Here is a 26752-nt window from a genome sequence, read left to right as displayed (position 1 = left end):
TAATTTAAAGCGTATTCCGTTCAAATAGGAGCATCGGAACCGTTAAACTGATCTTTTCTTTATTCAATATGGCTTGGCCGGCCAATTTTCCCATGTTCGAAAAATCGGCAGAAAAGGTGGTGATCCCGATGATCTCTTTAGCCGGCTCATCGTTGTGAGACAGTATGCCAAGATCTTTCCCCGGTATTAATTTCTGACTGTTACAATCGCGCATGATCTGCCAAAGTGCAAAGTTGTCCAGTGTAAAATAAACTTTTCCTTTCTCCACCGTACCGGGTGTGTATTCGTTTACGATGCGCCCCTTGATATTAAAATCCTTCAGGAATTTTTTGAATGATTTGACCATCTCTTTTGGATCCAATGAGTTGGGCGAATGATAAAATATCATTTCATCAAACCGGCTTATTTTGGACGCCAGTTGGGAGAAGATCTTATAGGACGATTGGCCAAACTCCTGGGTAATATGATTAAAGTCGCCCTCCAATGGTTCGTAACGGTCAAACATCAGGAATTTATTGCGTGGGATAGTATCCAGCAGTTCTTTGGTTTTCGGGTGGGGGATAGGCGCTATCACATACATACCATATTTTCCTTTGATCTGGGTAAGGATAGTTTCAAATATCTCAATATCACCATGATGGAAATAGGGATTTAAACGGATGTTTTGACCCAGTTCATGACGGAAATTACGGTAGAATTGCTCTTCAAAAGTATCCAGGTTATACATGAGCAGGGCCACATTCAAAACTTGTTCTGTATTGCCATTGCCAACAAAATAGCCCAGCCTGTTTTTTGATTCTACAATTCCCCTGCTAATCAAGTCTTTATAACCTTTGATGATCGTTTCCCTCGAAAATCCCAATTCTTTGATCAGCCTGTTTACTGAGGGCAACGTTTCATCCTGCCCAATAACTTTTTCATTGATAGCGTTGATGATCCCCTGCACAAAACGGTCATGCTTTGAATAAGACGGTATATCTGTAAGCTTTTTTATTTCCTGAAAAATTCTATCCATTTCACGTGTAGATTTTAGCCAAAGTAAGAAAAAACGCAGCAAGCTGATTGCACTGTTTCCTTATTAATTTAGTTGGGTTGGGTTTATTTTTTTATTCAACCATAATTTTATTAAAGCCGGATAAATGATGTACGACCACCGCTCCAATCAGCACCCCAAAAACTTTTTAAACCCTGAATTTTAACACTTTTCGGTTCAAAAACCGGCCAAAAACGATCAAAAATTGATTCAAAACCATCGATTTTAACACTTTTTAACAAATTTTAACTCTGTTTCGAGTGGTTTTTAAAACTTTAAAAAGTATTAATTTATTGATTGTCAAATAACTGTATGCAAGATGGTCGGTTTTTGTCCCCAGTTTTACTTTAACCAAACAGCCCGGATCTCTACTAAAAGATACCCGGGCTGTGATTTATATAAATATACGAAATATTTGCCCGTGTTACAAATTACATCGTATGCTCATGTTTTTTAAGCACAAAACACGTTATCATTTTAATTAGTAACCAGGATTCTGTTTCAGGCTTTTATTCAGATCTATCTCTGTCTGCGGAATCGGCCACAGGTAGTTTTTCGCCGGGTCAAATACGCGTGCAGCTCCCACTTTGATGGTTGTTCCAGGGGTTAGGGTAATCGCACCGGTTGTTTGATTCACAGTACCAAGCAAACTGCCAGATACCTGGCCGTTCATCACTTGTTGGCCTATCTGCCAGCGTTGTATATCAAACCAGCGAAGACCTTCCACCGCCAGTTCTACTCTTCTTTCCCTGCGTAATAAAGTACGTAGACTTGCCTGATCGTTATACTTTGACTGATCTACAGCGGGCATATTTACGCCTGCTCTTTTCCGTACCGCATTGATGTCATCATAAACCGATGCATCTATTTTATTACTTTCAATTTTTGCTTCGGCATCCATTAATTTTATTTCCGCGTAACGTATCAGGATAACATTCATGCCTACCTGGTCAAGATTCGGGAAGTCGGCAATAAAAGGTGTGTATTTGCGTAGCCCGTATGCAGAAGGGCTGCAGTTGTTATCGCCCCAATGGTCTAAAGTTTTTGGATTGCTTGAAATAGGATCATAATAAAAGCCATAAGGCAATTTGCTGCTGTATTGCGCACCCGGATAAAAAACAGTGGCGCTAAGCCGCGGGTCCCTGTTTTGATAGGGTTGTGCCGGATTGTAGCCCGATGCCGGATCATCAATGGTTTTACCATTGGTAGTTTCATAAGCATCTACGAGACTTTGAGTAGGGGCGATAGAATTATAACCACCCAACGAATTGATGGTCATGTTTCTGGCCCATCCAAAATTATTATCACTTGGTTTAAATTGAACATCCAGTATTACTTCCTGATTATCAGCAAAAGGCTGACGGAAAAGGTTAACATAGCTTGGATAGATGCTGTAAGTAAACGGCGCGGTCATTAGTTTTTGGCAATCAGCTATACATTCAGGATACATCTGATTAAATAATTCGATCCTTGCTTTTAAGGCGATAGCAGCACCCTGGGTAATGCGCCCAAGATCTGAGCCGGAATAACTAACAGGCAGATTGGGGGCAATAGCGGTAAGCTCGTTTAATACAAACTTAACCACATCAGCTTTTGATGCTTGTGTTACTTTATTGGCCTCATCAGTTGTTAAATTATGTTCAACCAGTGGAACAGCACCATACAATTGGCTCAACATAAAATACTCATAGGCTCTTAAAAAACGGGCTTCGCCTATTGTCCTGGCTTTAAGCGTTGCATCCATATTGGCAGCGCCCACATTATCTAAAAACCAGTTGCAGGTTTGAATACAGGTGTAAGTACTCTGCCATTTTGTGTATCCCGGATTAGTTGGTGTAGCGATACCCGCCGAGAGGGCCAGCCAGTTTTCCCATGGAAACTGGTCAAAAGTATTATCGGAGTTATTATCAGCAAAAACTCCGTAATAGCCATTATTGCCGCCTCCCCATTTGGAGTAGCAGCCATTGAGTGCTGCAAGTACATCATTTGATGATTTCCAGAGCACAGTATTGGTATAAGAATCTAAAGGAGCTCGGTCCAGGAAATCCTTTTTACAGCCCGATGATGCCAGCGAGCCTAAAATAATTAAGGTTATGAATAGATTTTTCATGTACTAATTTTTTAATAATTAAAATGTTACCTCGAGACCAAGGGTATTTGTTTTTAACTGCGGATATGATCCGTAAGCGTTGTTCCCTGTAGTGGTTTCGGGGTCAACCCATTTGTAAAAACTGGTGAATGTGAGGATATTCTGACCACTGTAATAAATCTTGACACCCTTTACACCCAGTTTAGCGAGCGTGTTAGCAGGCAGGGTATAGCTCACCAATAAATTCTTTAATCTTAAATAAGAGGCATTACGTACCCAAAAGGATGATATAAAGCTTTGCGGATTGTTTTGCGTATACGTTGACCACAGGCGCGGGAAAGTGGCCGAGGTATTGGTCGGCGTCCAGGCATCCAGTAAAGCTGTGGTAGGGTTGCCTATGTTGGCTTGCTGTAATGAACCCAGCTCAAAACCCTGAACATAATTCTTTACCCCCAATGCTCCCTGGAAAAAGCCGGTTATATTAAATCCTTTCCAGCCTGCACCCAGCGTAAAACCAAAGGTGGTTTTAGGAAAAGGCGATCCCAGGTACACCCGGTCATTACCATCAATAACGCCATCGGGCTTGCCATTTGGGCCACTGATGTCTTTATACATTAAATCGCCGGGGCCAATAACGCCGCCGCTTTGTTTGGCGTGATCATTTATCTGTTGTTGTGTCTGGAAAATACCTTCGGCCTGGTATCCGTAAAATGCCTGGAGAGGGTAACCCACTACTCTTCCACTGGAAATAGATCCGGTACCTGCCAGATCAGTTATTTTATTGGTGATGAATGAAGCGTTAACCGCAACGTTGTAGGATACATTCCCGATCTTGTTTCTGTATGAGGCAGCCAGTTCCCAGCCCGAATTACGTACCGCACCGGCATTTTGGAAAGGTGTTGTAAAGCCGTATACATTGCTGGCCGGCAGTTGTAATAATATGTCGTTGGTGTTTTTTACAAAATAATCGGCCGTAAAACTCAAATTGCTATTCAGTAGCTCCATATCTATACCTACGTCTTTAGTTGTTGTTTTTTCCCAGATAATGGATGCATTGGCGCCGTTGTTTAACGCGATGCCAGGGGCAAGGGTCTGGTTAAATGAATAATTTTGCCCGCTTGATACAACCGAAATTGCCGGATAGGCGAAGGGAATATTAAGGCCATTTGTAGTACCAAGTGTTTGGTTACCTAACTTACCCCAGGAAGCCCGCAGTTTAAGCATGGGAATAGCCTCTGATAAAGAGCCGAAAAAGCGCTCTTTCGAGATGTTCCAACCGGCAGAAAACGATGGAAAAAGCCCCCAGCGTTGCCCGTTGGTGAACCGGGACGAACCATCATCGCGCAGGTTGGCTTCGAACAGATATTTGTCGTCATAGGCATATCTGGCACGGCCAAAATAAGAGAGCAGCGCTAACTGACTGGAAGTACCGGCATTTTGCTGACCCAACGACGGCGCCGCGTTTATTTCTGATAGGGAGCTGTTAAGGAAATTTTGCCTGTAAGCATACAGGTACCGGTAGGTAGTCAATTCCTGCGAGCTACCGCCCAATATGTTGATACTATGTTTGCCAAAGTGCCTGTCGTATTCCAATAATGCCTGCAGATTATAGTAATTATTGGTAGAGTTGGTGTTGACTATTGAACTTTGACTGATAGTTGTTAAAACTACAGTTGGGTTCTTGGGATCATAATAAGTATCCGCTGGTTTAAATTCCTGCGCGGGGTTTGTATTATACCGGTAGGAGAATGATGGCTTAAAATGAAGCCCTTTGATCGGTTCCCAATCAAGCCCCGTATTACCTGTAAAAAGAGAATTTTGATTGTTATTATAGCCTGGTGAATTAAGCCAGGAAATCGGATTGCCAAAAGAAAGGTAGTTGTAAACACCGTTTTTGTATTGATTTACAACCGTGCTGCTCATGGCAGCTGTTGTACCGATAATACCGCCTATATCTCCGCCTCCTAAACCATCAGGTGCCTGCGTAGGGGCGTATAAAAATGATAGATTGGCATTTACGCTAAAGTTTTTGGTGATGGCCGAATTGATATTCATACGGGTTGAATACCTTTTATAATTTGATTTCTGTATGATACCATTTTGCTGAAAATAGCCCAGCGAAAAAGCGTATTGGGTTTTATCATCTCCGCCGCTGATGTTAACGGCATGGTTTTGTTGAAAACCGCTCCCTTTATACAAAAAGCCCTGCCAGTCGGTATTGGGGTGTGTATCCGGGGCGGTTTGGTTTTTAAATAAGGTGATATCGTTATCTGTCCAGTATGGAGCCTGACCTTCGTTTGCCAAAGCCTGATTATACAGTGTGGCTGCCTGCCAGGAAGGCAAAAAATCGGGTAGGTTAGTAGGCTTTTGCTTGCCCGCATAAGCGTTATAATTTACCTGCATTCTACCGCTTTTACCCCGTTTGGTGGTAATCAGTATAACACCGTTGGCCGCCCTGGATCCATATATAGCTGCCGAGGCTGCGTCTTTCAATACAGAAACCGATTGTACGTCATTTGGGTTTACATCAGAAAGGTTACCAATGATACCATCAATCACCACCATGGGGGTGCTGTTGTTTGGTGTGCCAATGCCACGTACATTAATGCTGCCGGTTGAACCTGGCTGTCCGCCGGTAGTAGTAACGGTGACCCCAGCCATAGTACCTTGCAGCGCGTCATTAAGGTTGGTAACCGGGCGGTCCTGAAGTTCCTTTGCTCCAATTGCCGCTACCGAGCCCGTTAGGTTTGCCTTTCTTTGAGTTCCATAAGCTACTACCACTACTTCGTTGAGGTTCCTGGCCTTTTTGTCTTCGGTCATGGTTACATTTCCATCCCAGCTGCCGGTAACCTTTACTGTCTTCTTCTCATAGCCCAAAAAGGAGAACACCAGGGTGGCGTTTTCGGGCGCGTTGATTTTGTAAGATCCATTAACATCGGTGGTGGTGCCTTGAGTGGTACCGGCAAGACTAACGCTGACTGAGGGCATAGGCAAGCCTTGCTCATCTTTAACGTGACCCGAAATGGTTTTAACTTGTTGGGAAAAAGCTTGTTGAAAGCTGAGCAGCAAAACACAGCAAAGCATAACAAGTCCCAGGTTCTTAGGTACTTTTCTTTTCATAATTGATTTAAATTAATTGGTCTATTCTGGTCTATTCTAAAAATAAAAATAGTAACTTTTTAGATACAAACAAATTTATTTTTGCATAATTATAAATGCAGACAGATCCTATAGCCAAAGCGGCCTCTGAAGGCAAGGGTTTAATTATAGGAAAATGAGAGAGAGAAGGTATACAGAATGTAATTAAACCTACAGATGGGTTTTCTGGAGGAAAGGAGAACAGCGAAAAATCTGGTTTAGTCTGGTTGTATCTATCCCGAAATGGCCAGTAAATAGTCAAGCTCCTGATGTGTGTGATAAGGCTTGCCGGCTAAGCGGATCTGCTGATCCTGGCTAATGCCTTGCAGTTTCACGGTTTGATGAAGGGTGATGCCCTCATTTCCGGTTAATAACTGGTATGCATCTTCAGAAATGATCATATCGTTGTTCAGCTCCTTGGTTTTAGCCTGAAGTCTTGATGCGATATTAACAGGCAAACCCGTAACAGATAATTGCGGCTCGTTATCCGGGCCGAATTCACCTACAAATACTTTCCCCGCGTGCAAACCTACACCAATTTGCAAGGGGCCGCCATAATAAGGTTCTGCATAGGCGTCATTAAAAAGTTTGACAGTCTGGAACATAACTTTAGAGGCCTGGTAGGCATTGTTCACCGATTCTTTTAATTCGCTTTGTAAACCAAACACAGCGTATAAACTATCCCCGGCGATCTCCACCACTTTGCCGCCAAAATTCTTAACGATCTGGTTAAAGGCGGTGAATAAACGGCGAACCACCTGGATAACGGTTTGGCCAGCCTGTGCTTCCAACAAGCCGGTAAAGTTCCGGATATCCAAAAATAAGATAGCCAATTCCTGCTCCCGGTCAGGCGAATCAAAGGTAGGATTCAGTATGAGTTGATCATTTTCCATGATAGTATAGACGATTAAGGCATTAAAACATTTTAAGCAGACACAAAACAAGATCAGCTTGATGTATGGCAAAACTATCCTGATGGCCCTGTTGCCGCAAAGCAAAAACGGAGAAACCGGGCTGCTACCCGGTAAATGCCGGGATATGGTCGGTAAACTTTACCTGGAGAGAAAAGTAGCTGGATAGAGCATGAACTCCATTAAGTTAATATAACATCATCAAAAGGTTAGGAAATTTGTAATGATTTGTTGGAATGAATAAAACCTTCATTATATTAGATAAAAATTTTTATCACTATTAAAACATTACAAGAACCTTGTTGCTGATTTAATGAAAAGCGATATCCGGAAAACATATTCAGAGTTTGAATTCAGACGGGTATTTGAGGAATACAACCGCCAGGTTTATGCCCAGGTTTATGCTTTAGCAAAATCTCATTACGCAGCAGAAGAAATTACCCAGGAGATATTCATTAAGATCTGGCAGAATCGCGAAGCGTTAAGTGACGTAAAAAATCTGGACGGATACATATATACTGTAGTTCGCAATTACTCATTAAATTATTTAAGAAAGGCGGCAAGCGATATGCGGCTTACTAATCATTTAATGCAAATTGCTGTGGTGGGTTATAATGATACGGAATCGGCAGTACAGTTGTCTGAGTATAAAAAACTGATCCATGCGGCTGTGAGCAAGCTATCCCCGCAACGCAGGTTGGTTTATGAGCTGAGCAAAAACAACGATCTGAGCTATGACGACATCGCATCTCAGTTAAACTTATCAAAACATACGGTCAAAAATCATCTGCTTTCGGCTTTGGCATCCATAAAAGGATATCTTACCCAGCACGGTATCGATCCAACGCTCATTCTTATTTTCGTGCTCATTAAATATAGGTATTAAAGGAAGCATTATTTTGTTGGCTGATTTTAATTTTACCAAAGAGCAACTATTGATGGGTTATATTCTGTATTTCACAGTAGGATAGAATAACATTTTTAGAATGTTATAATAAAAAAAATAAAATTTTCATTTTGCATTAGTCTGTTTGTGTGTTTGCTGTGTCTTTAATGTAATCACACAGTTAATGATGGATCATAAGCAAAGAAAATCATACTTATTAAACCAATACATCAACAATGCCTGCACACCCGAGGAATTTGATGAGTTGATGTTGACGCTCAAAGCTTCGCCCAATAATGATGATTTTGATGAGGTGTTAAAACACAATTGGGAAAAATCGGCGCAGTCTGCAATTGAAAACAATTTAAGCTGGACCGATATTTCTGCCCGGATCAAAGAAAAAACACCCAAACGTTTTAATACCCGTGTATTGTTTAAATATGCCGCGTGCTTTGCATTGGCCTTGCTGATAGGTACCATAGGCTTTTATAAAAAGACGGCTAACAGCATCCAATACTTAACCGCTCAGTCTTTGCCCGCCAAAACCAAGGTAGTCACTTTAGCCGATGGTACCCAGGTTACCCTGAATGCCAATAGCTCTTTACGTTACCCGGAAAAATTTAGTAACGGACAAAGGATAGTTTATTTAAAAGGTGAAGCTTATTTTGAAGTAGTACATGATAGTAAGAAACCATTTATCATCTATTCGGGCGCGTTAAGAACACAGGTTTTAGGTACAACTTTCACGGTTAGTGCCTACAATGAACAGAGACCTCAAAAAGTAACTGTTTTAACCGGAAAGGTGGGTGTTATTGACCAAAGCAGCAAAGCACACGCTATACTTACACCTGGGTTATGTGCCGTAACCGATCAAAAGAATAAAACCCTAACGGTTAGCCGGATGGCCGATCCAACAGATGCTATCGCCTGGATGGATGATAAAATGATGTTTGAGGATGCTACGTTGGCTGATGTAGCTATTGCACTAAGCAATAAATATGCGGTGAATATTGTGATAGATAACCCTCGTGTCGCCTCCAGGCATATTACAGCCATATTCCAAAATCAAACCCTGCCTGATATTTTGAATGGGATCACCAGGCTTACACATACCAAATACCGGATTGATAAAAATGTATACACACTCTTTTAATAAATAAACAGAATGATAACTTTTAAAACCGATTGCCTATAGAAATATACAACGACGACATAAAAAAAGGTTGAATGTGATTCCAGCACATCCAACCTCACCGAGCCAAAGCTCAGATAATTCATAGCTCCCGCAAGGGCATTTATTCACTATAAATTTTCTTCAAATATATGACAAAAAAAATATTGTCCTCTAATCGGCTGCGCAAAGCTGTCAACAGGATAGTCATAACTACAGGTTTTTTATCTGTCTGTTTCTTTAAAACCAGCGCGGTCATTCACTCTATACAGGACTTAGACACTCCAATTTCGTTAAAAGTGACAAACATGCCTGTAAAAAATGTACTAAAGCAAATAAATAAGGCAATTAAGCTAAGTTTTGTTTTTAGTAACGAAATAGTTACAGACCAAACAGTAACCATTGATGTAAAAAACGAAAAATTGAGCCTGGTATTATCCAAGATATTTGATCCCCTGGGCATGGATTATCAATTATCAGGCAATATGATCCTGATAGAAAGGAAACACACCTCCGCTATTCTGGTAATGCAAAAAACGTTAGCATTTCAGGTAACGGGTAAGGTTACCGATAAAACCGGCGCATTGCCGGGTGTAACCGTAAGGATTAAAGGCGCGGCAATTGCAACCAGTACAGGCTCCGATGGCAGATACAGTATTAATGTACCTGATGGCAATACGGTGCTCGTGTTTTCGTCAATAGGGTATCTGACCCAGGAAATTGCGGTAGGCAACCGTAAAACCATCGACGTGCATTTACAAGAGGAAGCAAGCAAGCTTAACGAGGTAATCGTTACGGCTTTGGGTATTTCACGTCAGCGTAAGGCCTTGGCTTATTCTGTTACCGAAGTAAAAGGCGATGAATTTACACAGGCTCGTGAAAACAACGTGGCTAACGCCCTTACCGGTAAAGTTGCCGGTGTAAATGCCACAGGATTATCGACCGGCCCGGGCGGATCAAGCCGGGTTATTATCCGGGGTAACGGCTCGCTGTCGGGCGGTAACCAGCCACTGTATGTAATTAATGGTATGCCCCTGGAAAACTCGGTACCGGGGGGCAGTGCCACAACAAACGGCAGTGCAGGTAACGTTGACCGCGGCGATGGCATAGCAGGGATTAACCCCGATGACATTGAATCTATCAGTGTACTTAAAGGTGGTACTGCTGCCGCGCTTTATGGAGCAAGGGCCGCTAACGGTGTTATATTGATCACTACCAAAAAGGGGCGCGCGCAAAAAGGTATCGGTGTTGATTACAATTCATCCTACACGATGGAAACGCCGGCTGTTTTCCCGGATTGGCAATATGAGTACGGCCAGGGCGATAACGGTGTAAAGCCAACCACACAGGGAGAGGCTATACAAACAGGCCGCCGGTCTTTCGGTGCCAAAATTGACGGTTCGCCATATGTTGCCGCTGATGGGTTGACACACCCATATAGCGCCCAGCGGGATAATATCAAAAATTTCTATCAAACCGGCTCTACATTTACCAACACACTGGCTTTTACGGGTGGTACCGAGGCTATTAATTATCGCTTCTCGGCTTCTGATCTCAATAGTAAAAGTGTACTTCCCAATACAGATTATAACCGTAAAACAGGTAACCTGAGCATTAACAGCAAGCTGGGTAAACGCATCAACCTGGAAGCATTAGCTCAATATAACGTTGAAAACGCCCATAACAGAACCACTGCCGGTGATGCTTTGGGTAACCCCAATTGGACGCCCTATATGATCGCCAATACCGCTGATATCAGATGGCTAAAGCCAGGTTATGATGCCAATGGTAATGAAATTGCCTGGAATGATGCCTCCATTGCCTCAAACAGCTATTTTGTAGTCAACAAGTTTAAGGAGAATGATATCAAAAACAGGTTCATTGGTCAGGCCGGGCTTACCTATGAGATTATTAAGAATCTGTCGTTAAAAGGTGTTGTGAGCCGCGACTTTTATTATTACAACTACAAGTATATCCTGCCCACCGGTACTCTATACGTCCCAAACGGTCAGTATAGTGAATTGAAGGTTGATGCTTCTGAAACAAACGGTTTATTAACACTCAACTACAACGGCAAAGTAACTAAGGATTTTGCTCTTACTGCATTTGTAGGGGGCAATCAGCAGCGTTCTGTTTATAATGAAAGCAATATTACAGGCAGTAATTATATTATCCCTTATTTCTACAGCTCAACCAATCTTTCAACCATTTCCACAACGCCTAAAAATAATAAAACGGCTATCAATTCATTGATGGGCTCGGCTGATATTGGGTATAAGAATTTTGCTTATTTAACCGTTACCGGTCGCCAGGATTGGTTCTCTACTTTAAGCCCAAAAAACAATAGTCTCTTTTATCCTTCGGTGGGTGGTAGCTTTGTACTTTCGGAGGCGTTTAAATTACCACAGGTAATCAACTACGCCAAGTTAAGGGCCTCATTTGCACAAGTAGGCGGTGGTGCGCCAGATCCATACCAAATTAACCAGGCATTTACCATGGTGCCAAGTTCGGGGCAACCCATACAAAATGTTTCCAGCACAACCATCTCTAATTCAACACTTCGCCCTTACACCTCTACCACAACAGAGGCGGGTATTGAGGCCAAATTATTTAACAGCCGCTTAAGTTTTGATATAACCCTGTATGATCGTAAAACTACTAATGACATCGTTTCTACAGCTATCTCCGGAACTACAGGCTACAATAATGTGGTTTTAAATGTAGGCGAACTCAGCAACAAGGGTATTGAGGTGTTATTAAGCGGAACTCCGATAAAAACAGGAGGCTTTAGCTGGAATACCAGTTACAACTTTGCTTATAACAAGAATGAGGTGGTACGATTGGCGGCCGGGCTCGATCAGATCCAGATGGCTTCGTCTGTTAATGGCTGGGCGTATATCAATAACATTGTTGGTCAGTCGTATGGTACTATAGTAGGTACCCGTATCCTTAAAAATGCCAATGGCCAAACCGTATTTAACGCCACTACCGGCTTACCTGTGGCAACAGGATTGCAAACTTTGGGCAAAGGCGTAGCGCCCATAACCATGGGCTGGTCAAATGATTTCCGTTACAAGCGGTTCTCCCTGAATGTATTGCTTGATGGTAAGTTTGGGAATAAGATATTCTCGTTAATGGAAGTTTACGGTACCCGTTTAGGTTTAATGAAAACAACCCTGCCGGGCAGGGATAACGGTTTGCAGCTGAGTGGTGTTGATCAGGCTGGTAATCCATATTCAAGAACAGTGCCCATATCAAACCTGCGCAGCTATTATGATAATTATAAGTCCTACTCAGAGTTGTTTTTGCACGATGGGGGCTTTGTAAAGCTTCGCCAGGTTATATTCAGTTACAATATTCCGGCCGATCTCCTGAAGGCTATCAATGTACAAAATGCCTCTGTTTCATTTGTCGCGCGTAACCTGCTAACCATTTATAAGCAAACAGACAATTTCGATCCGGAGTCGAGCTTTACCAATGGCTCAAGTCAGGGTTTCGAATCATTCGGCCTGCCCAGAACAAGAAGCTATGGTTTAAACCTCATGGTTAAATTTTAATTCAGAAAAACCACCATCATGAAAAAATATTTTATTCCCAAATTGTTAACCCTGCTGATAGCCTGTATTGGCCTGCAAGGGTGCGACAAAAACTTTGAGGCTATCAATACCAACCCCAATTCATCAGCTAACCCTACGCCGGCTTTTGTATTTACTAAAGCCGTGTTGGATGGAGCAGGTGACGTTCAGGTGCTTCTTCAGGGTACCATGCAATATACCACCAGCTATAATGATGTAGCCGGGTTTGGCGCAAAATATGTGTTGAGCCAAAGCTCACAATCATGGGTGGTGTTTAACACCGCCTACCCAAAAGAGATCAATGAGATAACTCAGGTAATTACTTCAGTTACCGGTAAGCCGGATCAGGTTAATCTGTTATCGGCAGCCAGGATATGGCGTGCTTACTGCTTTAGCCGTATTACAGATCTTTATGGTGATATTCCATATTCACAAGCTGGTAAAGGGTTCACTGATGCGATTTACATGCCCGCGTATGATGAGCAAAAGAACATCTATGCCGATATACTGAAGGAATTAAGTGAAGCCGCGACCTCCTTTAATGCGGCAAAACCAACATTTGGTGCAGCCGACCTGATCTATAACGGCGATGTGGATAAATGGAAAAAGTTTGCTTATTCCCTGATGCTGCGTTGTGCCATGCGCATGACCAAAGTAGATATTGCCGGTGCCGAAACATGGGCAAAAAAAGCCATCGCCGGTGGTGTGATCACCGCGGATGTCGATATCGCTAAAGTAAATGGTTACGTTTCTGCCGGTCAGGATATTAACAAAAACCCACTTGCTCTCAATATGCTTAATGCCGACTTTATAGGTGCAAACGGCACATCCAATCCCGAAGGTGGTAAATACCAGGATGTGTTTATTAACTATCTAAAAACCAATAATGATCCCCGCCTGGCAGCCGTTTCTGTGGTTTGGTTAAATAAAGCTGCGGATACCACGGCAGTGATACAAAAAGGTATGTCATCAAGCCTGAGCGCTAAACCCGCCGATGCCGTTTTTGTAACTTATTCAGAACCCAATCCCAATACTATTTTACAACTAAATAGCCCGTATCTATTGCTCACCAACGCCGAAACCAACTTTCTGCTGGCCGAAGCGGCTTTACGTGGCTGGTACACCGCATCAAGTACGAGTACTTTGTATGAAAATGGCATCAGCGCGTCTATGCGTCAATGGGCGTTGTTTGGGGCGCAAGGTGTTATCAGCAGTAACCAGATCCAAACTTACCTGAGCTATCACCGGCTAAATACCACAGGCTCATTCAATGCTCAAATGGAACAGATCTATACACAATTCTGGGTTGGGGTATTCCCTAACTCACAGGAAGTATTTGCCAGCTACAGGCGTACAGGTTACCCGGCATTAGTACCTAATAACTATGTGGGTAATGCTACAGGAGGCAAAATATTCAGAAGAATGTTATACCCCACTACCGAGCAAAATTTAAATAAAGCTAATTATAACGCGGCCATTGCCCGTCAGGGTCCAGACGATTTCCTGACGCGCATGTGGTGGGATCGTCCTTAATACCGGCCGAGTATCATTTACACCTTAAAATTATACATAACCTAAAAACAACATAATCATGGAAAGAAGATCGATCTTAAAAAAACTGCTGGCTTCGGCGGCAGGCATTTCAATATTTGGCTTTGCAAAAGCGAGTGTTGTAAGCAACGACGAAAAAGAAGTAAACAACATTACCAAACACCAGGATGTACCCCTGTTTTCGGGATCCACCAAACTGGGCAATATGATTTTTATAGCTGGAAAAGGCGCTCACGTGGAGCCTTTCGAGATCAAGGCGCACACCGAAATCGTATTGCAGGAGCTGGAGAAAGAATTGAAAAAAGCAGGCTCATCAATGGAAAAGGTATTAAAAGTTACCGTTTTTCTGAATGACATTGCCGATTACCAGGGCATGAATGATGTGTACAAAGGCAGGTTTGGTAAAAATCCGCCGGTACGCACAACCGTAGCCGTAGCCAAAGGCGGCGTACCCGGAAACTCCCTGGTTGAAATGGATTGTATCGCTTACATATAGAAATTACATAGATTTATATGAAACGCAGAGATATTTTAAAAGGCCTTACCATACTCCCTTTAACCAGTGGATTTATAGGCAAAGCGGCCTCCTTACATACCCTTACTACACCAAAAACAGCGCCCAAACGCGACTTTTTTAAGGAACTTGATGTTACCCCGGTTATAAACGCCGGGGTAACCATGACCTTTTTATCAGGTTCGCTGATGCTGCCGGAAGTGTTGGAGGCCATTAATTCAACCTCACATGATTTTGCCAATATGTACGAGCTGCAGGATAAGGTAGGAGGTAAGATAGCAGAAATGCTGCATGTGGAAGCGGCCATGGTAACATCAGGTGCATCATGCGCCATCGTTTTAGGTACAGCAGCGGCTATAACTGGTACCAATCAGGATAAAATCAAGCAACTGCCCAATTTGCCCGGCCCAAGGCCCGAGGTTATTATGCAGAAAACGCATCGCTACCTGTTTGACCAGGCAGTAAGCACCACAGGAGCCAAAATTATTGAGGTTGATGGACCTGAGGGTATGGAGAGCGCGATCAACAGCAATACCGTGATGGCCTTGTTTTTTAATGCCAGCGAAAAGAAAAGCAGCATTACGCATGAGGAGTTTGTAAAGATTGCCAAAAAACACAACATCCCTACATTTATTGATGCCGCGGCAGACGTGCCGCCGGTAGAGAACCTGTTTAAGTTTCAAAAAATGGGCTTCGATCTGATAACTTTTTCGGGTGGTAAAATGATCCACGGGCCTCAAAGCGCCGGTTTATTATTTGGCCGGAAAGATCTGATCACCGCTGCACGGCTGAACCACAGCCCCAATGAAGCACCGATTGGCAGACCTATGAAGGTAAACAAGGAGGAAATGTTTGGCATGTACGCGGCTTTAAAGGCTTATCTGGAAAAAGACCACCATAAAGAATGGGACGACTGGCTGCAGCGTGCAAAGCGTATTGGCAGCACGTTGGAAACAGTAGTTACGGTAAAAACCGAGGTAGTGGTAAACCCCGGGCCGGCCAATGCTTTTCCGAGCTTAAATGTTACCTGGGATCAAACCAAAATAAAGACTAACCCTAAAGATGTACTGGTCGCCCTCAAAAGCGGCACGCCAAGTATAGTTGCCAATCGACACGATGACACGTTGATTATTGGAGTAGTGCTGTTACGGCCCGACCAGATCGATGTAGTTGCCAGCCGCGTAAAGGCTATTTTACAACAGGCGGTTTAAGCTGACTTACAATTATTTATTGCTTTACGGAGTAGGTATTTCTGCTCCGACAGGATAACTATTGCCCCAGGTTTCCTGCATTACCTAAATTAAAAATGATTTGAAATGCAAAAAAGAATATTCCTGGTAATAGCAGCCATAGGCCTGGCTATTACAACATTAAAAGCACAATCCCTCTATAATGTGGTTATCAAAGGAGGCTACGTTATGGACCCTAAAAATAACATCGATGCCGAAATGGATGTGGCAGTAAAGGATGGCAAAATAGCGCTGGTGGCCAAAAACATCAACCCTAAACTGGGTCTGCAGGTTGTTGACGCTACCGGTATGTATGTTACACCTGGCCTCATCGACATCCACACCCACAATTTTTATGGTACCGAGCCCGATCATCAGTATGAAAACGGCAACCTGGCTTTGCCGCCGGATGGTTTTACCTTTCGCAATGGTGTTACTACCGTGGTTGATGCAGGTAGTTCGGGCTGGCGTACTTTTCCTACATTTAAGGCCCAAACCATCGATCAATCGCAAACGCGGGTGCTGGCCTTTATCAATATTGTAGGCGAGGGCATGCGTGGTGGTTACGAGCAAAACTCCAATGATATGGACTCCAAAATGGCCGCGCTGGTTGCCCGTCGTTACCGGAACATTGTAGTTGGGTTTAAAGTAGCGCACTATGAAGGGCATGAATGGACCCCGGTTGACCATGCTGTAGAAGCCGGTAATATGGCTGGCGGTTTGCCGGTAATGATTGATTTTGGAGGGAGTAACCCACCACTGTCTATCGAGGAGCTGTTTATGAAACATCTGCGCCCCGGTGATATTTTTACGCACTGTTTTGGACAATTAGATAACAGGGAGTATATTGTTGACCAGAATACGCAAAAAATAAAGCCCTTTGTATGGGAAGCACGTAAGCGCGGTATTTATTTTGATGTGGGTTATGGCGGTATCAGCTTTGCGTTTTCACAGGCCATACCGGCTGTAAAGGATGGGTTTTTTCCAAACTCTATCAGTACGGATATTCATACCGGCAGTATGAATAATGCCATGAAGGATATGCTCACTACCATGTCTAAATTCCTGAATATAGGTATGCCCCTTTATGAAGTGATCAGAGTAAGCACCTCAAATCCAGCCAACGAAATTAAGCATGAGGAACTGGGAAATCTTTCTGTAGGTTCAGATGCCGATATTGCTATTTTAAGTGTTCGCAAAGGTAAATTTGGTTTGTTTGATTATACCGGGTACAAAATTACCGCCGATAAGAAACTGGAATGTGAAATGACCGTTCGGGCGGGTAGAATAGTGTATGATCTGAATGGTATTGCCACGCCGATAATAGCGCCAAGGATACCTAATAGCAGGCCGCTTGCCAGGGAGAGTTCTGTAACCAATGATAAACCTATAAACAAATGAGAAACATTTTAAAGATCTGTTTTCCGGTATTGTTGCTATGCGCTGTAAGCGTAAGGGCCCAAACCATATCAAAAGAACAACTGATATTTTATACTTCTGAATGGAAAGGCGAACGCTTTGACGATGGCCGACCCAAAATACCCGACGAGCTGTTGGAGCGGGCCAGGCACATCGGTATTGAAGAGGCCTGGACCGTGCTAAAGAACGAAGGTTACAACAACCAGTTTGAGGGCAACTGGAAATTAGTAAATGATGATGTACCTGTAATTGGCAGGGCGGTAACAGCTATGTTTATGCCCAGCAGGCCCGATTTGGAAAAAAACATCAAGGCACAGGGAGTAAAAGAGGGCAGGAAAGGCAATACCAACGCCTGGCCAATTGACGTGCTGAAAAAAGGCGATGTGTATGTGGCCGATGGTTTTGGCAAAATAAAAGGAGGGACGTTAATAGGCGATAACCTGGGTAATTCTATCTTCAATAAATCGGGTAACGGGGTTATCTTTGATGGTTCCGCGCGCGATTTGCAGGGATTAAAAAGTATTCCTGGGTTTAATGCCTTTGTCCGCGATTTTGATCCATCCTATTTGGAAGAAATGGTGTTAATGGGGCTGAACACACCAATTAGAATAGGGCATGCCATTGTAATGCCCGGCGACCTGGTTATTTCTGAAAAGGAGGGGGTACTGTTCATTCCTGCGCATTTAGCAGAAAAAGTGGTTGCTACAGCCGAGTTTATTGCCCTGCGTGATGAGTTTGGACACGCTATGCTTAAATCGGGTACCTACAGTACCGGCGAGATTGACAGCCAGTGGACACCCGCCATCAGGGAAGCATTTTTGAAATGGCTTGTTCAAAGCGACAGCAAAGTAAAAATGACCCGCACGCAGCTGGATGCTTTTATGGAGAAAAGAACCTGGTAATTATTCACCTTAAACCATAATGAATTGAATAATTTAAATATTTATAAAACAACCGCAGGCTTATCGGCGATATGCCTGCTTGTTGCAGGTACGTTTTTTTTCCGTGGAAGCATTGAACAAACCGGCCCATTCCTGATCGCTTTTTTTATAACGCTGGCTATTTCGTTCAGAGGATTTAAGCAGCTTAAAGGCTTTTCTTATACGCTTATCATTTTCGCGGCGGTTACCACGGCCTTGTATTATCCGCAGCATTTTATACAGTTGAGCGGGTTTAAACTCGCGGCGCTCATTACGCCGCTTATACAGTTGATTATGTTTGGTATGGGCACGTCTATGAGTATCAAGGACTTTGCCGGTGTTATAAAAATGCCAAAGGGCGTGTTTATTGGGGTGTTCAGCCATTTTTTGATCATGCCTGCACTGGGCTTTACACTTGCCAAACTGAGCGGTTTCCCACCAGAGATTGCGGCGGGCATTATCCTTATCGGTTGTTCTCCAAATGGTATGGCTTCAAACGTGATATCATACCTGGCAAAAGCCAACCTGGCTTTGTCAATTACTATCACCGCGGTTTCAACCATGCTGGCGCCTGTTTTTACACCCATGCTCATGAAGTTTTTGGGTGGTACCTTTATCCAGATAGATATGTACAAAATGATGTGGGACATTACCAAAATGGTGATTCTGCCTATTGGCGCGGGCATTTTGTTTAATAAATACCTGCTTAAAAGAGCAAGGTGGCTGGAATATGCTATGCCTATGGTTTCCATGTTCGGTATTGCGTTCATCATTGTGATCATTACGGCTGCAGGCAGAAGCAGCTTGCTTAATATTGGTTTTATGCTGGTTTTACTGGTGCTCATTCATAACCTGATGGGCTATACGCTGGGCTACTGGGCCGGCCGCCTGTTTAAAATGGATGAACGAGACTGCCGTACCATGGCCATTGAAGTTGGAATGCAGAATGGGGGACTGGCGTCTGGCTTGGCAAAAGAAATGGGAAAAATAGCCACCGTTGGTTTGGCCCCGGCTGTATTTGGTCCGTTGATGAATATCACCGGCTCCTTGCTGGCTAATTATTGGCACCGTAAACCGATCGCCCAGTCAGCCGTCAAAGAAACACAAGTGGTTACCTAATGACCATCAAAGATTAAGATCAAATTAGGAATAAAAGCCTGTAAGTCGTCATTTACAGGCTTTTTATTTGAATTTAAATGGGTTTAGCTTAGAATTCGAAGAAAATAGAATGCTAAAAATTGAGGAGGAAGAATGCATATATTACTGTGTTATGCAAAAGAATGATTACAATTTGGATCTATTCATTTAATCACCTTATTTTTAAAGAATGAGAAATTTTGCTAAAAGCATTTTAAATATAATACTGATAGTGCTGCTTGCATCTACAGCGAGTAAAAGCCAAACCTCAACGGCTTATACAAAATATGTAAATACATTTATTGGCTCGGAGGGAGTTACTGATCCTAAAATCCTGGGTTATGAGTTACCAAAAGGCTGGCGCGCGTGGTCAGGACTTACCTTTCCTGGTAGTTCGTTGCCAAATGCTATGGTTCAGGTGAGTCCAATGACAAAATTTCAGCCTGCCGGGGCTGGATATGAATATGAAGACTCGGTTATTGTGGGCTTTACGCATACCAACAAAGGGCATTGGAATTTGGGTAATATCCCAATCCTGCCTCTTTCAAATCCGGGTGCTCAATTTGGTTCAAAGTTTACGCATAAAAAGGAAAGCGCTTCTCCCGGCTTTTACCAGGTATATCTTGATGATTATGGCATTAATGTGAGTTTGACGTCTACTTTAAGATGCGGCTATCATCGATATGAATATAAAAACAATACCAACCGGCAGATACTTTTTGATTTGTCAAAAGCCCTTAGCAGGGTATCAACCTGGAAGATTAAACAGGTGGGCGACTTTGCTTTACAAGGCTTTCAAAGTGGCGAAAACGTTTATTTTTATGCGCTACTAAATACCCGGATTGAAAAATTAGAAAAGAAAGATGAAGGTCAGCAAACAGGCTTTGCCATAGTTCATTTAGCGAACGGAGGTACAAGGCCGGTCGAACTTAAAATAGGCTTGTCATTTGTAAGCGTAGAAAACGCAAAAAAAAACCTGGAAAAAGAAATAGGCAATAAAACATTTGAAGTTGTTCGGAAAGAAGCAAACCAAAAGTGGGAGACATTATTGTCATCTATCCAGGTAAAAGGCGGAACCTATAAACAGAAACAGATGTTTTATTCTTGCCTGTACCGATCATTTCTGTGGCCGGCATTACGCAGTGATGTAAACGGAGAATTTACAGATATTAAAAAGAATGTAGTAAAAACCGGCATTACCTATTACACAGAACCCTCGTTATGGGATACCTACCGTAATAAGGATGTACTTTTGGAGCTTATCAGCCCTGATGTTACGCTTAATGTTATTAAATCACTGAAAGATAAAGGTGATAAGACTGGTTTTATACCTACCTTTTTTCATGGAGATCATGCCGCATCCTCCATTGCAGGAGCTTATCTCAGAGGTATCAACAACTTTGATATTAAAGGTACCTATCAATTGCTGTTAAGAAATGCGAATGTAGAAGGAGGAACGCGTCCATTTATAGCGGAATACATTAAAAAAGGATATATATCGGATCCTGATGTTGCCGAACCCAATGTAGAGACCAAAGGTAAAGCCGGCGTATCAAAAACCTTAGAATATTCCTATGATGATTATTCCCTTGCCCAGATCGCAAAAAAATTGGGCGATACGGCCAATTATAGAATCTTGATGGCAAGATCCGGAAACTATAAAAATGTATTTGATCCGTTTACCAAATTTATGAGAGGCCGGTTAGAAAATGGGGAATGGGTTAAAAATTTTAATCCACAATATCCCTATTATGAGTATATGTACAGGGAGGCAAATGCCTGGCAGGTTTCTTTCTTTGCGCCGCACGATATGGCGGGATTGGTTAAGCTGTATGGCGGATCAAAAAACTTTGAAGCAAAGTTGGATTCGTTTTTTACCGTGCCATGGAACCCTCATTACATTGCCAGAAATGTAGAAACTATGATAGGGCAATATTGCCAGGGTAACCAGCCGGATCATGAAGCGCCCTTTGCCTATTATTTTGTCGGGAAGCCCTGGAAATCGCAGAAGATCATAGATCATATATTAAATAATTTATATGGCATAGGTAATAACGGGTTGGAGCTGAGCGGTATGGATGATGCAGGGGAGATGTCATCATGGTATGTATTCAGCGCGTTGGGTCTTTATCCGTTTTCGGCAACGGATCCGGAGTATATTGTTACCGTTCCGCTTTTTGATGAAATAAAATGGAAAACAAATACAGGTAAAATACTAACTATAACAAAACCTGGAAAAGGGAGAATCTTAACAGCTATAAAAGTAAATGGCAAAAAAATTAAGGGTTATTTTGTACCAAACAGCTTGTTTAATAGTGGGGACAGAATTGAGATCATTACTAAATAATAAACTCATAACTTATTAATTGATGTTAATTGTTGCTTTACGCCGGTAGGTAACTTTGCCGACGTGGTGAAATGGGATTATAATTTTGAGTGATGGGAAAGGCAGGTGTATATGAGGAACGAATTTCACACCTGCCAGAGGCAGCGAGGCCAACGGCTTAATGAAACCCTGTGCGATAGTTCCAGATGCAATGAAGCCTCCTGCCGTAGCTGTATGGTTCAAACGGGTGTACGTGTTTTTTGACTTTCAGCCGCAAAGCCGGACGATTTAAAACAATCGCCCCACATGCTACTTAGGGTGTTTAGCAGTTTCCATTTCAACGGTTAATAGATTTCAGAGGCCAGGCGAATGAATGTCGGCCGGCCAATACCGCTGAGGCTGTCAACACTTAATATTGTCTATATACTGCTTGTATACTCGCCATTTGGATCAGATGCCCGGAACTTTTTCATTCCCAATTTAATCTTACACTATTGGGCATAAGTTACTTTATCAGTCTCTTTGGGTGTTAAAGCTATCTCATATTTGCAATTCCATTCTTTTATACTTTCCAGAATTGGCAAAAAAGCTAAGCCTTTTTCAGACAACTTATATTCTACCCTGGGTGGTAGTTCCCTATAGGCCAATCTTTCCAATAGTCCGTCTTCTTCCAACTCTTTAAGTTGTTCGGTCAGTACTTTCCTTGAAATGAGCGGTATAATGGAATCCAACTGACCAAACCGAACAGTACGGGTGCCAATCACATTAATGATGATCGGTTTCCATTTATTGCCAATAGTGCCGATAGCTCTCGTAAAGGGGCAATTCGAAGCGCAAAATCTCTCGTCTCTCATATTTTCAAATTTTTGTAGTTACCTCGCAGTAACCAGAATGAACTATGTTAGTTACAAATATAAACTAATGATAGTAACTTTGCGAAACAAATTTAATATTAAATTAAAAATGAGCAGATTAACAAATAAAGTAGCCGTAATTACAGGTGGTAATAGCGGCATTGGATTGGGCATTGCACTGGAATTCAAGAATGAAGGTGCAAAGGGAGCTATCGTCGGCAGAAATCAGGAAACGTTGGATAGCGCTGTGGTGAAACTGGGAGATGACTTTATCGCCATCAACGCCGATGTGACCAACCTGGCCGAACTGGAAAGGGTGTTTGCAGCAACCGCCGAAAAATTTGGCAAGATAGACGTCGTTGTTGCCAATGCAGGTGCTGGAGCCGCAGGAACTGTAGCAACTTTTGATGAAGACGCGTTTGACAAGGCCATTGATCTAAACCTGAAAAGTGTTTACTTCACTGTTCAGAAAGCACTGCCTTATATGAATGACGGTGGTTCTATTGTTTTGATAGGGTCAAATGCAGCACATCGGGCGTATGCGAATTTTACGCTTTATGGCGCTGCAAAAGCGGCGGTGATCTATTTAGCGAAAGGATTTTCAAGCGACCTTTTAGAAAGAAAGATCAGGGTAAATGTGATCACCCCAGGCACCACAGATACACCAGCATTTGACAAGTTTGTTCCCGCAGAACAAATGGAAGCGGTAAAAAAACACTTCGCTGATCAAATGCCGATAGGCAGGATCGGGCAACCGACTGACATTGGTAAAACAGCGGTTTTCCTGGCCTCTGATGATTCTTCGTTTATGTTGGGTGCCGAACTCCTTGTGGATGGCGGCATGACCTATTTATCAAAATAATTTAAAAATTCTCAAAATGAATAATTCACAAAACAAGGTAGCAAAAAGCTACGCAATTATCGGTTTTGGCAAGATTGGCAAGGCCCTGGCAAAGGCATTCGCCCGTAGAGGCATCAAAGTATCCGTTGCTACAACGCGTAACCCGGGAAGCTTTGCACCCGAGGCCGCCGAGATGGGAACCGGGATCATTCCAGCAACACTGGCGGATGCCGTCAAGGCGGACGTCATCTTTTTGGCGGTGCGTTTTGAGTCGCACCCGGACGTCGCAAAGGCGCTGCCTGAATGGCAGGGAAAGATCATCGTAGATGTGACCAATGCCTACGGCGTACCCTCCGAAAAGTTGGGAGGGCTGCCTTCTGCCAAATTTGTAGCACAGGCCTTCACCGGTGGGAAACTCGTTAAAGGCTTCAACCATTTAGGCGCTGCTATCCTTGACAAGGATCCGGCCGTACATGGCGGCAATAGAGTCGTGTTCCTGGCAAGCGACGATGAGAGTGCAGCTGAGGAGATCGCAGCGCTTGCGGAAGATCTTGGTTTCGCGGCAGTTAAACTTGGCGGGCTGTCGGAAGGCGGACTGCTGGTACAAGCGCAGGGAAATACCTGGGGACAGCTAATCTTCCAGGACCTGATCAAGTTTAAATCTTAAAATAATAGAAACAATGAATAAATTACAAAACAAAGTAGCGGTAGTTACCGGTGCATCAAAAGGAATAGGCGCAGCAATTGCCAAGCACTTTGCCGCAGCCGGCGCAAAGATAGTGGTGAATTATGCCACAAGTAAAGAAGGTGCAGATAAAGTAGTTAAGGAGATTACGGATAACGGCGGCACGGCCATCGCTGTACAGGCCAATGTTTCGAATGAAGCCGATGTAACCAGGCTGTTTGAAGAAACCAAAAAGACTTTCGGCGCATTGGACGTTTTAGTAAATAATGCGGTAGCTCAAGGATACGCACCTATTGAACAGATTTCGGTGGAGGCATTTCATCAAAGTTTCAATGTCAATGTTTTAGGGCCTATATTGACTATTCAGGCGGCGCTGAAACTTTTCGGCGATAAGGGCGGAAACATTATCAATATCAGTTCCGGTGCGAGTAAGTATCCTCTTCCGAACGCGTCATTATACTCTTCAACTAAAGCAGCGCTTGATGCCTTCACTATTGCTTTATCTAAGGAGCTGGGTGTTAAAAACGTTCGGATCAATTCTATTTTACCGGGCGCTACAGATACGGAGGGTGCCGCCAATGCAGGCGTCACTCCGGGCAGCGACTATGAAAAAATGTTTGTCGAAAAAACACCGCTTGGCCGCAGGGGCCAACCCGCAGATATCGCGAAAGCTGTCGTCTTTTTGGCTTCCGATGATGCAGCTTGGATCACGGGCGAGCAAATTTCCGTTTCGGGTGGTATGTATGGTTTTTAAATTCGTAAACTCAAGAAAATGCCAAAACACATTAAAATAATGGTTTCAAAAGTATAATTTTCATTCAATCCCTGTTTCTTCCGGAGGCAGGGATTTTTTGTTTCATAAATATTTCTGGTGTTAACTTATCACATACTTTTTTATGAACCAGTGTGCTCTTCAGATCATAATACTTAGGTGAAAGTCCCCAACAGCGAGTGGAGGGGGACTTTGTATTTCGGACCGATTGCAATGAAATATTAAGCTTATTTGTTTTCTGTTTTTGAAAGTGAAACAAAATTAAGCTCGCAATCACATCTGTACAAGATGTTTAAAATTTTAACAAATTGATTATCAAATCAATAATCTATTTTAGTGGTTAAGGAGTATCCAAAATTTAGTCACCGAATTACGCTCCTCTTATTGTGAAATGGTGAATAATAATGGGTGAGGCGGCAAAGATTGGTGAGATCCAAAAGTTGCTGAAGAAGTATCTATAGAAAGTAAGGTGTTCCGAGTATTTGGTGGAGATGCAAAGGCAGATGGCTTTTCTTGGACTCCAAACAATCCCAATAGTGTCAGTAACTTTAGGGACGCGGCAGGTTTGCCATCCGGGGGGCGCAAGTGGCTCTACAAATACCGGACAGTTTGTAATAGAAGGTACCGTAGATATGAGTAAGATTCTTGAGCGAAGGTCAGCATTACCATTAGATGGCAATGAGGACGGCCTATCAGAGTTCATTATAAATCCAAAAGATGTGAAGAAAACTAGAGTGTCAGGCGCTAATCCCGCATTTTAACTATGGAAAACAAATATTTAGGAATGACATTAAACGAACGGCTCTATGTAAGCGGTTTAATTAATGAGTTTGACAAAGCTGTAAAAGAGAAAGATGTTGAAAAGATTAAATCTATCCTCAGAGAAGTAGACTTAACTGATAGGACAACAATCGATGCTATTCTGAAGCAAGCAGGATTATGCTAACAGCTGGGCCTGGTAAAGTGCCAGGCTTTTACTTTTTATAAGCTATCCTGGTTTTAGCATGCTGGATGAGGCCATCAATGGCATACGTGATGTGCTCTCTGTCCTCATTAGGGAGTTGCTGAATAGATAGTACTTTATCCATGAGAGCTTGATCTATCTGCTTATCAGCCTTACCTACCAGGTAATCCAGCGACACACCAAGAGTATCAGCAATCTTACCGGCAACCTCGACAGAGGGAATAGCTTCATCCCTTTCGTACCTACCTATAAGGTTAGCATGAACACCACTTTGATACCTAAATCGCTTTGTGATACCTTACGTTCTTTCCTGACCAAAGTTAAACGGTTGCCAAAAGTTATCATGATTGTAGTGATTCTACCCTTAAAGGTAGCCTCAGGGTAAAGATAATAACTTAAATGATAGTATAAGTACCCAATATGGTTTGTTATGAGATGCTCTATTGAATATACTTACATAGTAAAGGTTAAATAGATGATCAAGGACAAGCTACTCACAGACAATCCCGAACTGTTGCATTACATGGCAGGTAAGCTACACATCACTATCCTGGGCGGTATCAAACTAACCGGGCTGGACAGACTGAAAGTAACGCTAAAGATGATCTGTACAGATAAGTCGCTATTGATAATAAGCAAATTAGGGTGGTCAAAGTGTTCCGGAGTCAACTGTATGCTATTTCCGGAACGTGGTGATCTAGCCTCGCGGAATTTCCAGTCACAAAACAAAGCATGAT

The 26752-nt window shown here is 42.8% G+C and carries 23 protein-coding genes; 17 read left to right on the top strand and 6 right to left on the bottom strand.

What is annotated here, in order from left to right:
* Positions 1-4: 4 nt before the first annotated feature.
* From AB6735_RS20280 to AB6735_RS20265, 4 genes are all read right to left on the bottom strand, one after another.
* A complete protein-coding gene (locus tag AB6735_RS20280) occupies positions 5-1015 on the bottom strand; it encodes a winged helix-turn-helix domain-containing protein (RefSeq protein WP_370997871.1) in 1011 nt (336 codons plus the stop codon).
* Positions 1016-1514: 499 nt separating this feature from the next.
* Positions 1515-3143 (bottom strand): RagB/SusD family nutrient uptake outer membrane protein, encoded by a 1629-nt coding sequence (locus tag AB6735_RS20275; RefSeq protein WP_370997870.1) that lies wholly within the window; start codon positions 3141-3143, stop codon positions 1515-1517.
* 18 nt (positions 3144-3161) lie between these two features.
* A complete protein-coding gene (locus AB6735_RS20270) occupies positions 3162-6242 on the bottom strand; it encodes a SusC/RagA family TonB-linked outer membrane protein (RefSeq protein ID WP_370997869.1) in 3081 nt (1026 codons plus the stop codon).
* A gap of 251 nt (positions 6243-6493) precedes the next feature.
* Positions 6494-7153, bottom strand: coding sequence for an adenylate/guanylate cyclase domain-containing protein (locus AB6735_RS20265; protein WP_370997868.1), 660 nt, complete (start codon positions 7151-7153; stop codon positions 6494-6496).
* 61 nt (positions 7154-7214) lie between these two features.
* Between AB6735_RS20265 and AB6735_RS20260 the strand changes: the two genes are divergently transcribed.
* The 11 genes from AB6735_RS20260 (at position 7215) to AB6735_RS20210 (ending at position 21920) form a co-directional block, all read left to right on the top strand.
* Positions 7215-7340: a hypothetical protein gene (locus AB6735_RS20260; RefSeq protein WP_370997867.1), complete on the top strand. Its 126-nt coding sequence runs from the start codon at positions 7215-7217 to the stop codon at positions 7338-7340.
* A gap of 144 nt (positions 7341-7484) precedes the next feature.
* Positions 7485-8057 carry an RNA polymerase sigma factor gene (locus AB6735_RS20255; protein ID WP_370997866.1) on the top strand — a complete coding sequence of 191 codons (573 nt, stop codon included), beginning with the start codon at positions 7485-7487 and terminating at the stop codon, positions 8055-8057.
* Positions 8058-8241: 184 nt separating this feature from the next.
* Entirely contained in the window at positions 8242-9210 is a 969-nt protein-coding gene (locus AB6735_RS20250) for a FecR family protein (protein WP_370997865.1), read from the top strand.
* A gap of 326 nt (positions 9211-9536) precedes the next feature.
* Positions 9537-12785, top strand: a complete 3249-nt coding sequence (locus tag AB6735_RS20245; protein ID WP_370997864.1) for a SusC/RagA family TonB-linked outer membrane protein — start codon at positions 9537-9539, stop codon at positions 12783-12785.
* An 18-nt stretch (positions 12786-12803) separates the two neighbouring features.
* The gene (locus tag AB6735_RS20240; protein ID WP_370997863.1) at positions 12804-14336 is read left to right on the top strand and encodes a SusD/RagB family nutrient-binding outer membrane lipoprotein; all 1533 of its coding nucleotides are present in this window, start codon (positions 12804-12806) and stop codon (positions 14334-14336) included.
* Positions 14337-14394: 58 nt separating this feature from the next.
* Complete coding sequence (locus tag AB6735_RS20235; protein WP_370997862.1) at positions 14395-14850, top strand: RidA family protein; 456 nt, start codon at positions 14395-14397, stop codon at positions 14848-14850.
* 17 nt (positions 14851-14867) lie between these two features.
* Positions 14868-16079: an aminotransferase class V-fold PLP-dependent enzyme gene (locus AB6735_RS20230; RefSeq protein ID WP_370997861.1), complete on the top strand. Its 1212-nt coding sequence runs from the start codon at positions 14868-14870 to the stop codon at positions 16077-16079.
* Positions 16080-16184: 105 nt separating this feature from the next.
* Positions 16185-17498, top strand: coding sequence for an amidohydrolase/deacetylase family metallohydrolase (locus AB6735_RS20225; protein ID WP_370997860.1), 1314 nt, complete (start codon positions 16185-16187; stop codon positions 17496-17498).
* Positions 17495-18418 carry an RraA family protein gene (locus AB6735_RS20220; protein ID WP_370997859.1) on the top strand — a complete coding sequence of 308 codons (924 nt, stop codon included), beginning with the start codon at positions 17495-17497 and terminating at the stop codon, positions 18416-18418. The genes AB6735_RS20225 and AB6735_RS20220 overlap by 4 nt, the downstream gene beginning before the upstream one ends.
* Positions 18419-18442: 24 nt before the next feature.
* The gene (locus AB6735_RS20215; RefSeq protein ID WP_370997858.1) at positions 18443-19555 is read left to right on the top strand and encodes a bile acid:sodium symporter family protein; all 1113 of its coding nucleotides are present in this window, start codon (positions 18443-18445) and stop codon (positions 19553-19555) included.
* Between the two features lie 208 nt (positions 19556-19763).
* Entirely contained in the window at positions 19764-21920 is a 2157-nt protein-coding gene (locus AB6735_RS20210; protein WP_370997857.1) for a GH92 family glycosyl hydrolase, read from the top strand.
* 470 nt (positions 21921-22390) lie between these two features.
* On the opposite strand, the gene AB6735_RS20205 is transcribed toward AB6735_RS20210, so the two are convergent.
* Complete coding sequence (locus tag AB6735_RS20205) at positions 22391-22753, bottom strand: winged helix-turn-helix transcriptional regulator (protein ID WP_370997856.1); 363 nt, start codon at positions 22751-22753, stop codon at positions 22391-22393.
* A 109-nt stretch (positions 22754-22862) separates the two neighbouring features.
* Between AB6735_RS20205 and AB6735_RS20200 the strand changes: the two genes are divergently transcribed.
* The 4 genes from AB6735_RS20200 (at position 22863) to AB6735_RS20185 (ending at position 25997) form a co-directional block, all read left to right on the top strand.
* Positions 22863-23615, top strand: a complete 753-nt coding sequence (locus tag AB6735_RS20200; protein ID WP_370997855.1) for a glucose 1-dehydrogenase — start codon at positions 22863-22865, stop codon at positions 23613-23615.
* Positions 23616-23631: 16 nt separating this feature from the next.
* Positions 23632-24261, top strand: coding sequence for an NADPH-dependent F420 reductase (locus AB6735_RS20195; RefSeq protein ID WP_370997854.1), 630 nt, complete (start codon positions 23632-23634; stop codon positions 24259-24261).
* A gap of 13 nt (positions 24262-24274) precedes the next feature.
* The gene (locus AB6735_RS20190) at positions 24275-25033 is read left to right on the top strand and encodes an SDR family NAD(P)-dependent oxidoreductase (RefSeq protein WP_370997853.1); all 759 of its coding nucleotides are present in this window, start codon (positions 24275-24277) and stop codon (positions 25031-25033) included.
* A gap of 781 nt (positions 25034-25814) precedes the next feature.
* Positions 25815-25997 (top strand): hypothetical protein, encoded by a 183-nt coding sequence (locus tag AB6735_RS20185; RefSeq protein ID WP_370997852.1) that lies wholly within the window; start codon positions 25815-25817, stop codon positions 25995-25997.
* A gap of 28 nt (positions 25998-26025) precedes the next feature.
* Here AB6735_RS20185 and AB6735_RS20180 read toward each other — a convergent pair whose 3' ends face one another.
* Positions 26026-26238, bottom strand: coding sequence for a hypothetical protein (locus tag AB6735_RS20180; RefSeq protein WP_370997895.1), 213 nt, complete (start codon positions 26236-26238; stop codon positions 26026-26028).
* Here AB6735_RS20180 and AB6735_RS20175 point away from each other — a divergent pair.
* Together AB6735_RS20175 and AB6735_RS20170 are read left to right on the top strand one after the other, a co-directional pair.
* Positions 26146-26400, top strand: a complete 255-nt coding sequence (locus AB6735_RS20175; protein WP_370997851.1) for a hypothetical protein — start codon at positions 26146-26148, stop codon at positions 26398-26400. The genes AB6735_RS20180 and AB6735_RS20175 overlap by 93 nt on opposite strands.
* Before the next feature lie 90 nt (positions 26401-26490).
* Positions 26491-26751 (top strand): hypothetical protein, encoded by a 261-nt coding sequence (locus AB6735_RS20170; protein WP_370997850.1) that lies wholly within the window; start codon positions 26491-26493, stop codon positions 26749-26751.
* Position 26752: the final 1 nt, after the last annotated feature.

The sequence above is a fragment of the Mucilaginibacter sp. RCC_168 genome (genome assembly GCF_041355315.1).
Classification (GTDB): domain Bacteria; phylum Bacteroidota; class Bacteroidia; order Sphingobacteriales; family Sphingobacteriaceae; genus Mucilaginibacter.
Note: the sequence above shows the minus strand (reverse complement) of the source record. Positions and strands in the feature narration are given on the sequence as shown.

Excerpts from the sequence above, each read along its gene's own strand:
- AB6735_RS20280 (WP_370997871.1), bottom strand. The coding sequence starts at position 1,015 with ATGGATAGAATTTTTCAGGAAATAAAAAAGCTTACAGATATACCGTCT.
- AB6735_RS20275 (WP_370997870.1), bottom strand. The coding sequence starts at position 3,143 with ATGAAAAATCTATTCATAACCTTAATTATTTTAGGCTCGCTGGCATCA.
- AB6735_RS20270 (WP_370997869.1), bottom strand. The coding sequence starts at position 6,242 with ATGAAAAGAAAAGTACCTAAGAACCTGGGACTTGTTATGCTTTGCTGT.
- AB6735_RS20265 (WP_370997868.1), bottom strand. The coding sequence starts at position 7,153 with ATGGAAAATGATCAACTCATACTGAATCCTACCTTTGATTCGCCTGAC.
- AB6735_RS20260 (WP_370997867.1), top strand. The coding sequence starts at position 7,215 with ATGTATGGCAAAACTATCCTGATGGCCCTGTTGCCGCAAAGCAAAAAC.
- AB6735_RS20255 (WP_370997866.1), top strand. The coding sequence starts at position 7,485 with ATGAAAAGCGATATCCGGAAAACATATTCAGAGTTTGAATTCAGACGG.
- AB6735_RS20250 (WP_370997865.1), top strand. The coding sequence starts at position 8,242 with ATGATGGATCATAAGCAAAGAAAATCATACTTATTAAACCAATACATC.
- AB6735_RS20245 (WP_370997864.1), top strand. The coding sequence starts at position 9,537 with ATGCCTGTAAAAAATGTACTAAAGCAAATAAATAAGGCAATTAAGCTA.
- AB6735_RS20240 (WP_370997863.1), top strand. The coding sequence starts at position 12,804 with ATGAAAAAATATTTTATTCCCAAATTGTTAACCCTGCTGATAGCCTGT.
- AB6735_RS20235 (WP_370997862.1), top strand. The coding sequence starts at position 14,395 with ATGGAAAGAAGATCGATCTTAAAAAAACTGCTGGCTTCGGCGGCAGGC.
- AB6735_RS20230 (WP_370997861.1), top strand. The coding sequence starts at position 14,868 with ATGAAACGCAGAGATATTTTAAAAGGCCTTACCATACTCCCTTTAACC.
- AB6735_RS20225 (WP_370997860.1), top strand. The coding sequence starts at position 16,185 with ATGCAAAAAAGAATATTCCTGGTAATAGCAGCCATAGGCCTGGCTATT.
- AB6735_RS20220 (WP_370997859.1), top strand. The coding sequence starts at position 17,495 with ATGAGAAACATTTTAAAGATCTGTTTTCCGGTATTGTTGCTATGCGCT.
- AB6735_RS20210 (WP_370997857.1), top strand. The coding sequence starts at position 19,764 with ATGAGAAATTTTGCTAAAAGCATTTTAAATATAATACTGATAGTGCTG.
- AB6735_RS20205 (WP_370997856.1), bottom strand. The coding sequence starts at position 22,753 with ATGAGAGACGAGAGATTTTGCGCTTCGAATTGCCCCTTTACGAGAGCT.
- AB6735_RS20200 (WP_370997855.1), top strand. The coding sequence starts at position 22,863 with ATGAGCAGATTAACAAATAAAGTAGCCGTAATTACAGGTGGTAATAGC.
- AB6735_RS20195 (WP_370997854.1), top strand. The coding sequence starts at position 23,632 with ATGAATAATTCACAAAACAAGGTAGCAAAAAGCTACGCAATTATCGGT.
- AB6735_RS20190 (WP_370997853.1), top strand. The coding sequence starts at position 24,275 with ATGAATAAATTACAAAACAAAGTAGCGGTAGTTACCGGTGCATCAAAA.
- AB6735_RS20185 (WP_370997852.1), top strand. The coding sequence starts at position 25,815 with ATGGAAAACAAATATTTAGGAATGACATTAAACGAACGGCTCTATGTA.
- AB6735_RS20170 (WP_370997850.1), top strand. The coding sequence starts at position 26,491 with ATGATCAAGGACAAGCTACTCACAGACAATCCCGAACTGTTGCATTAC.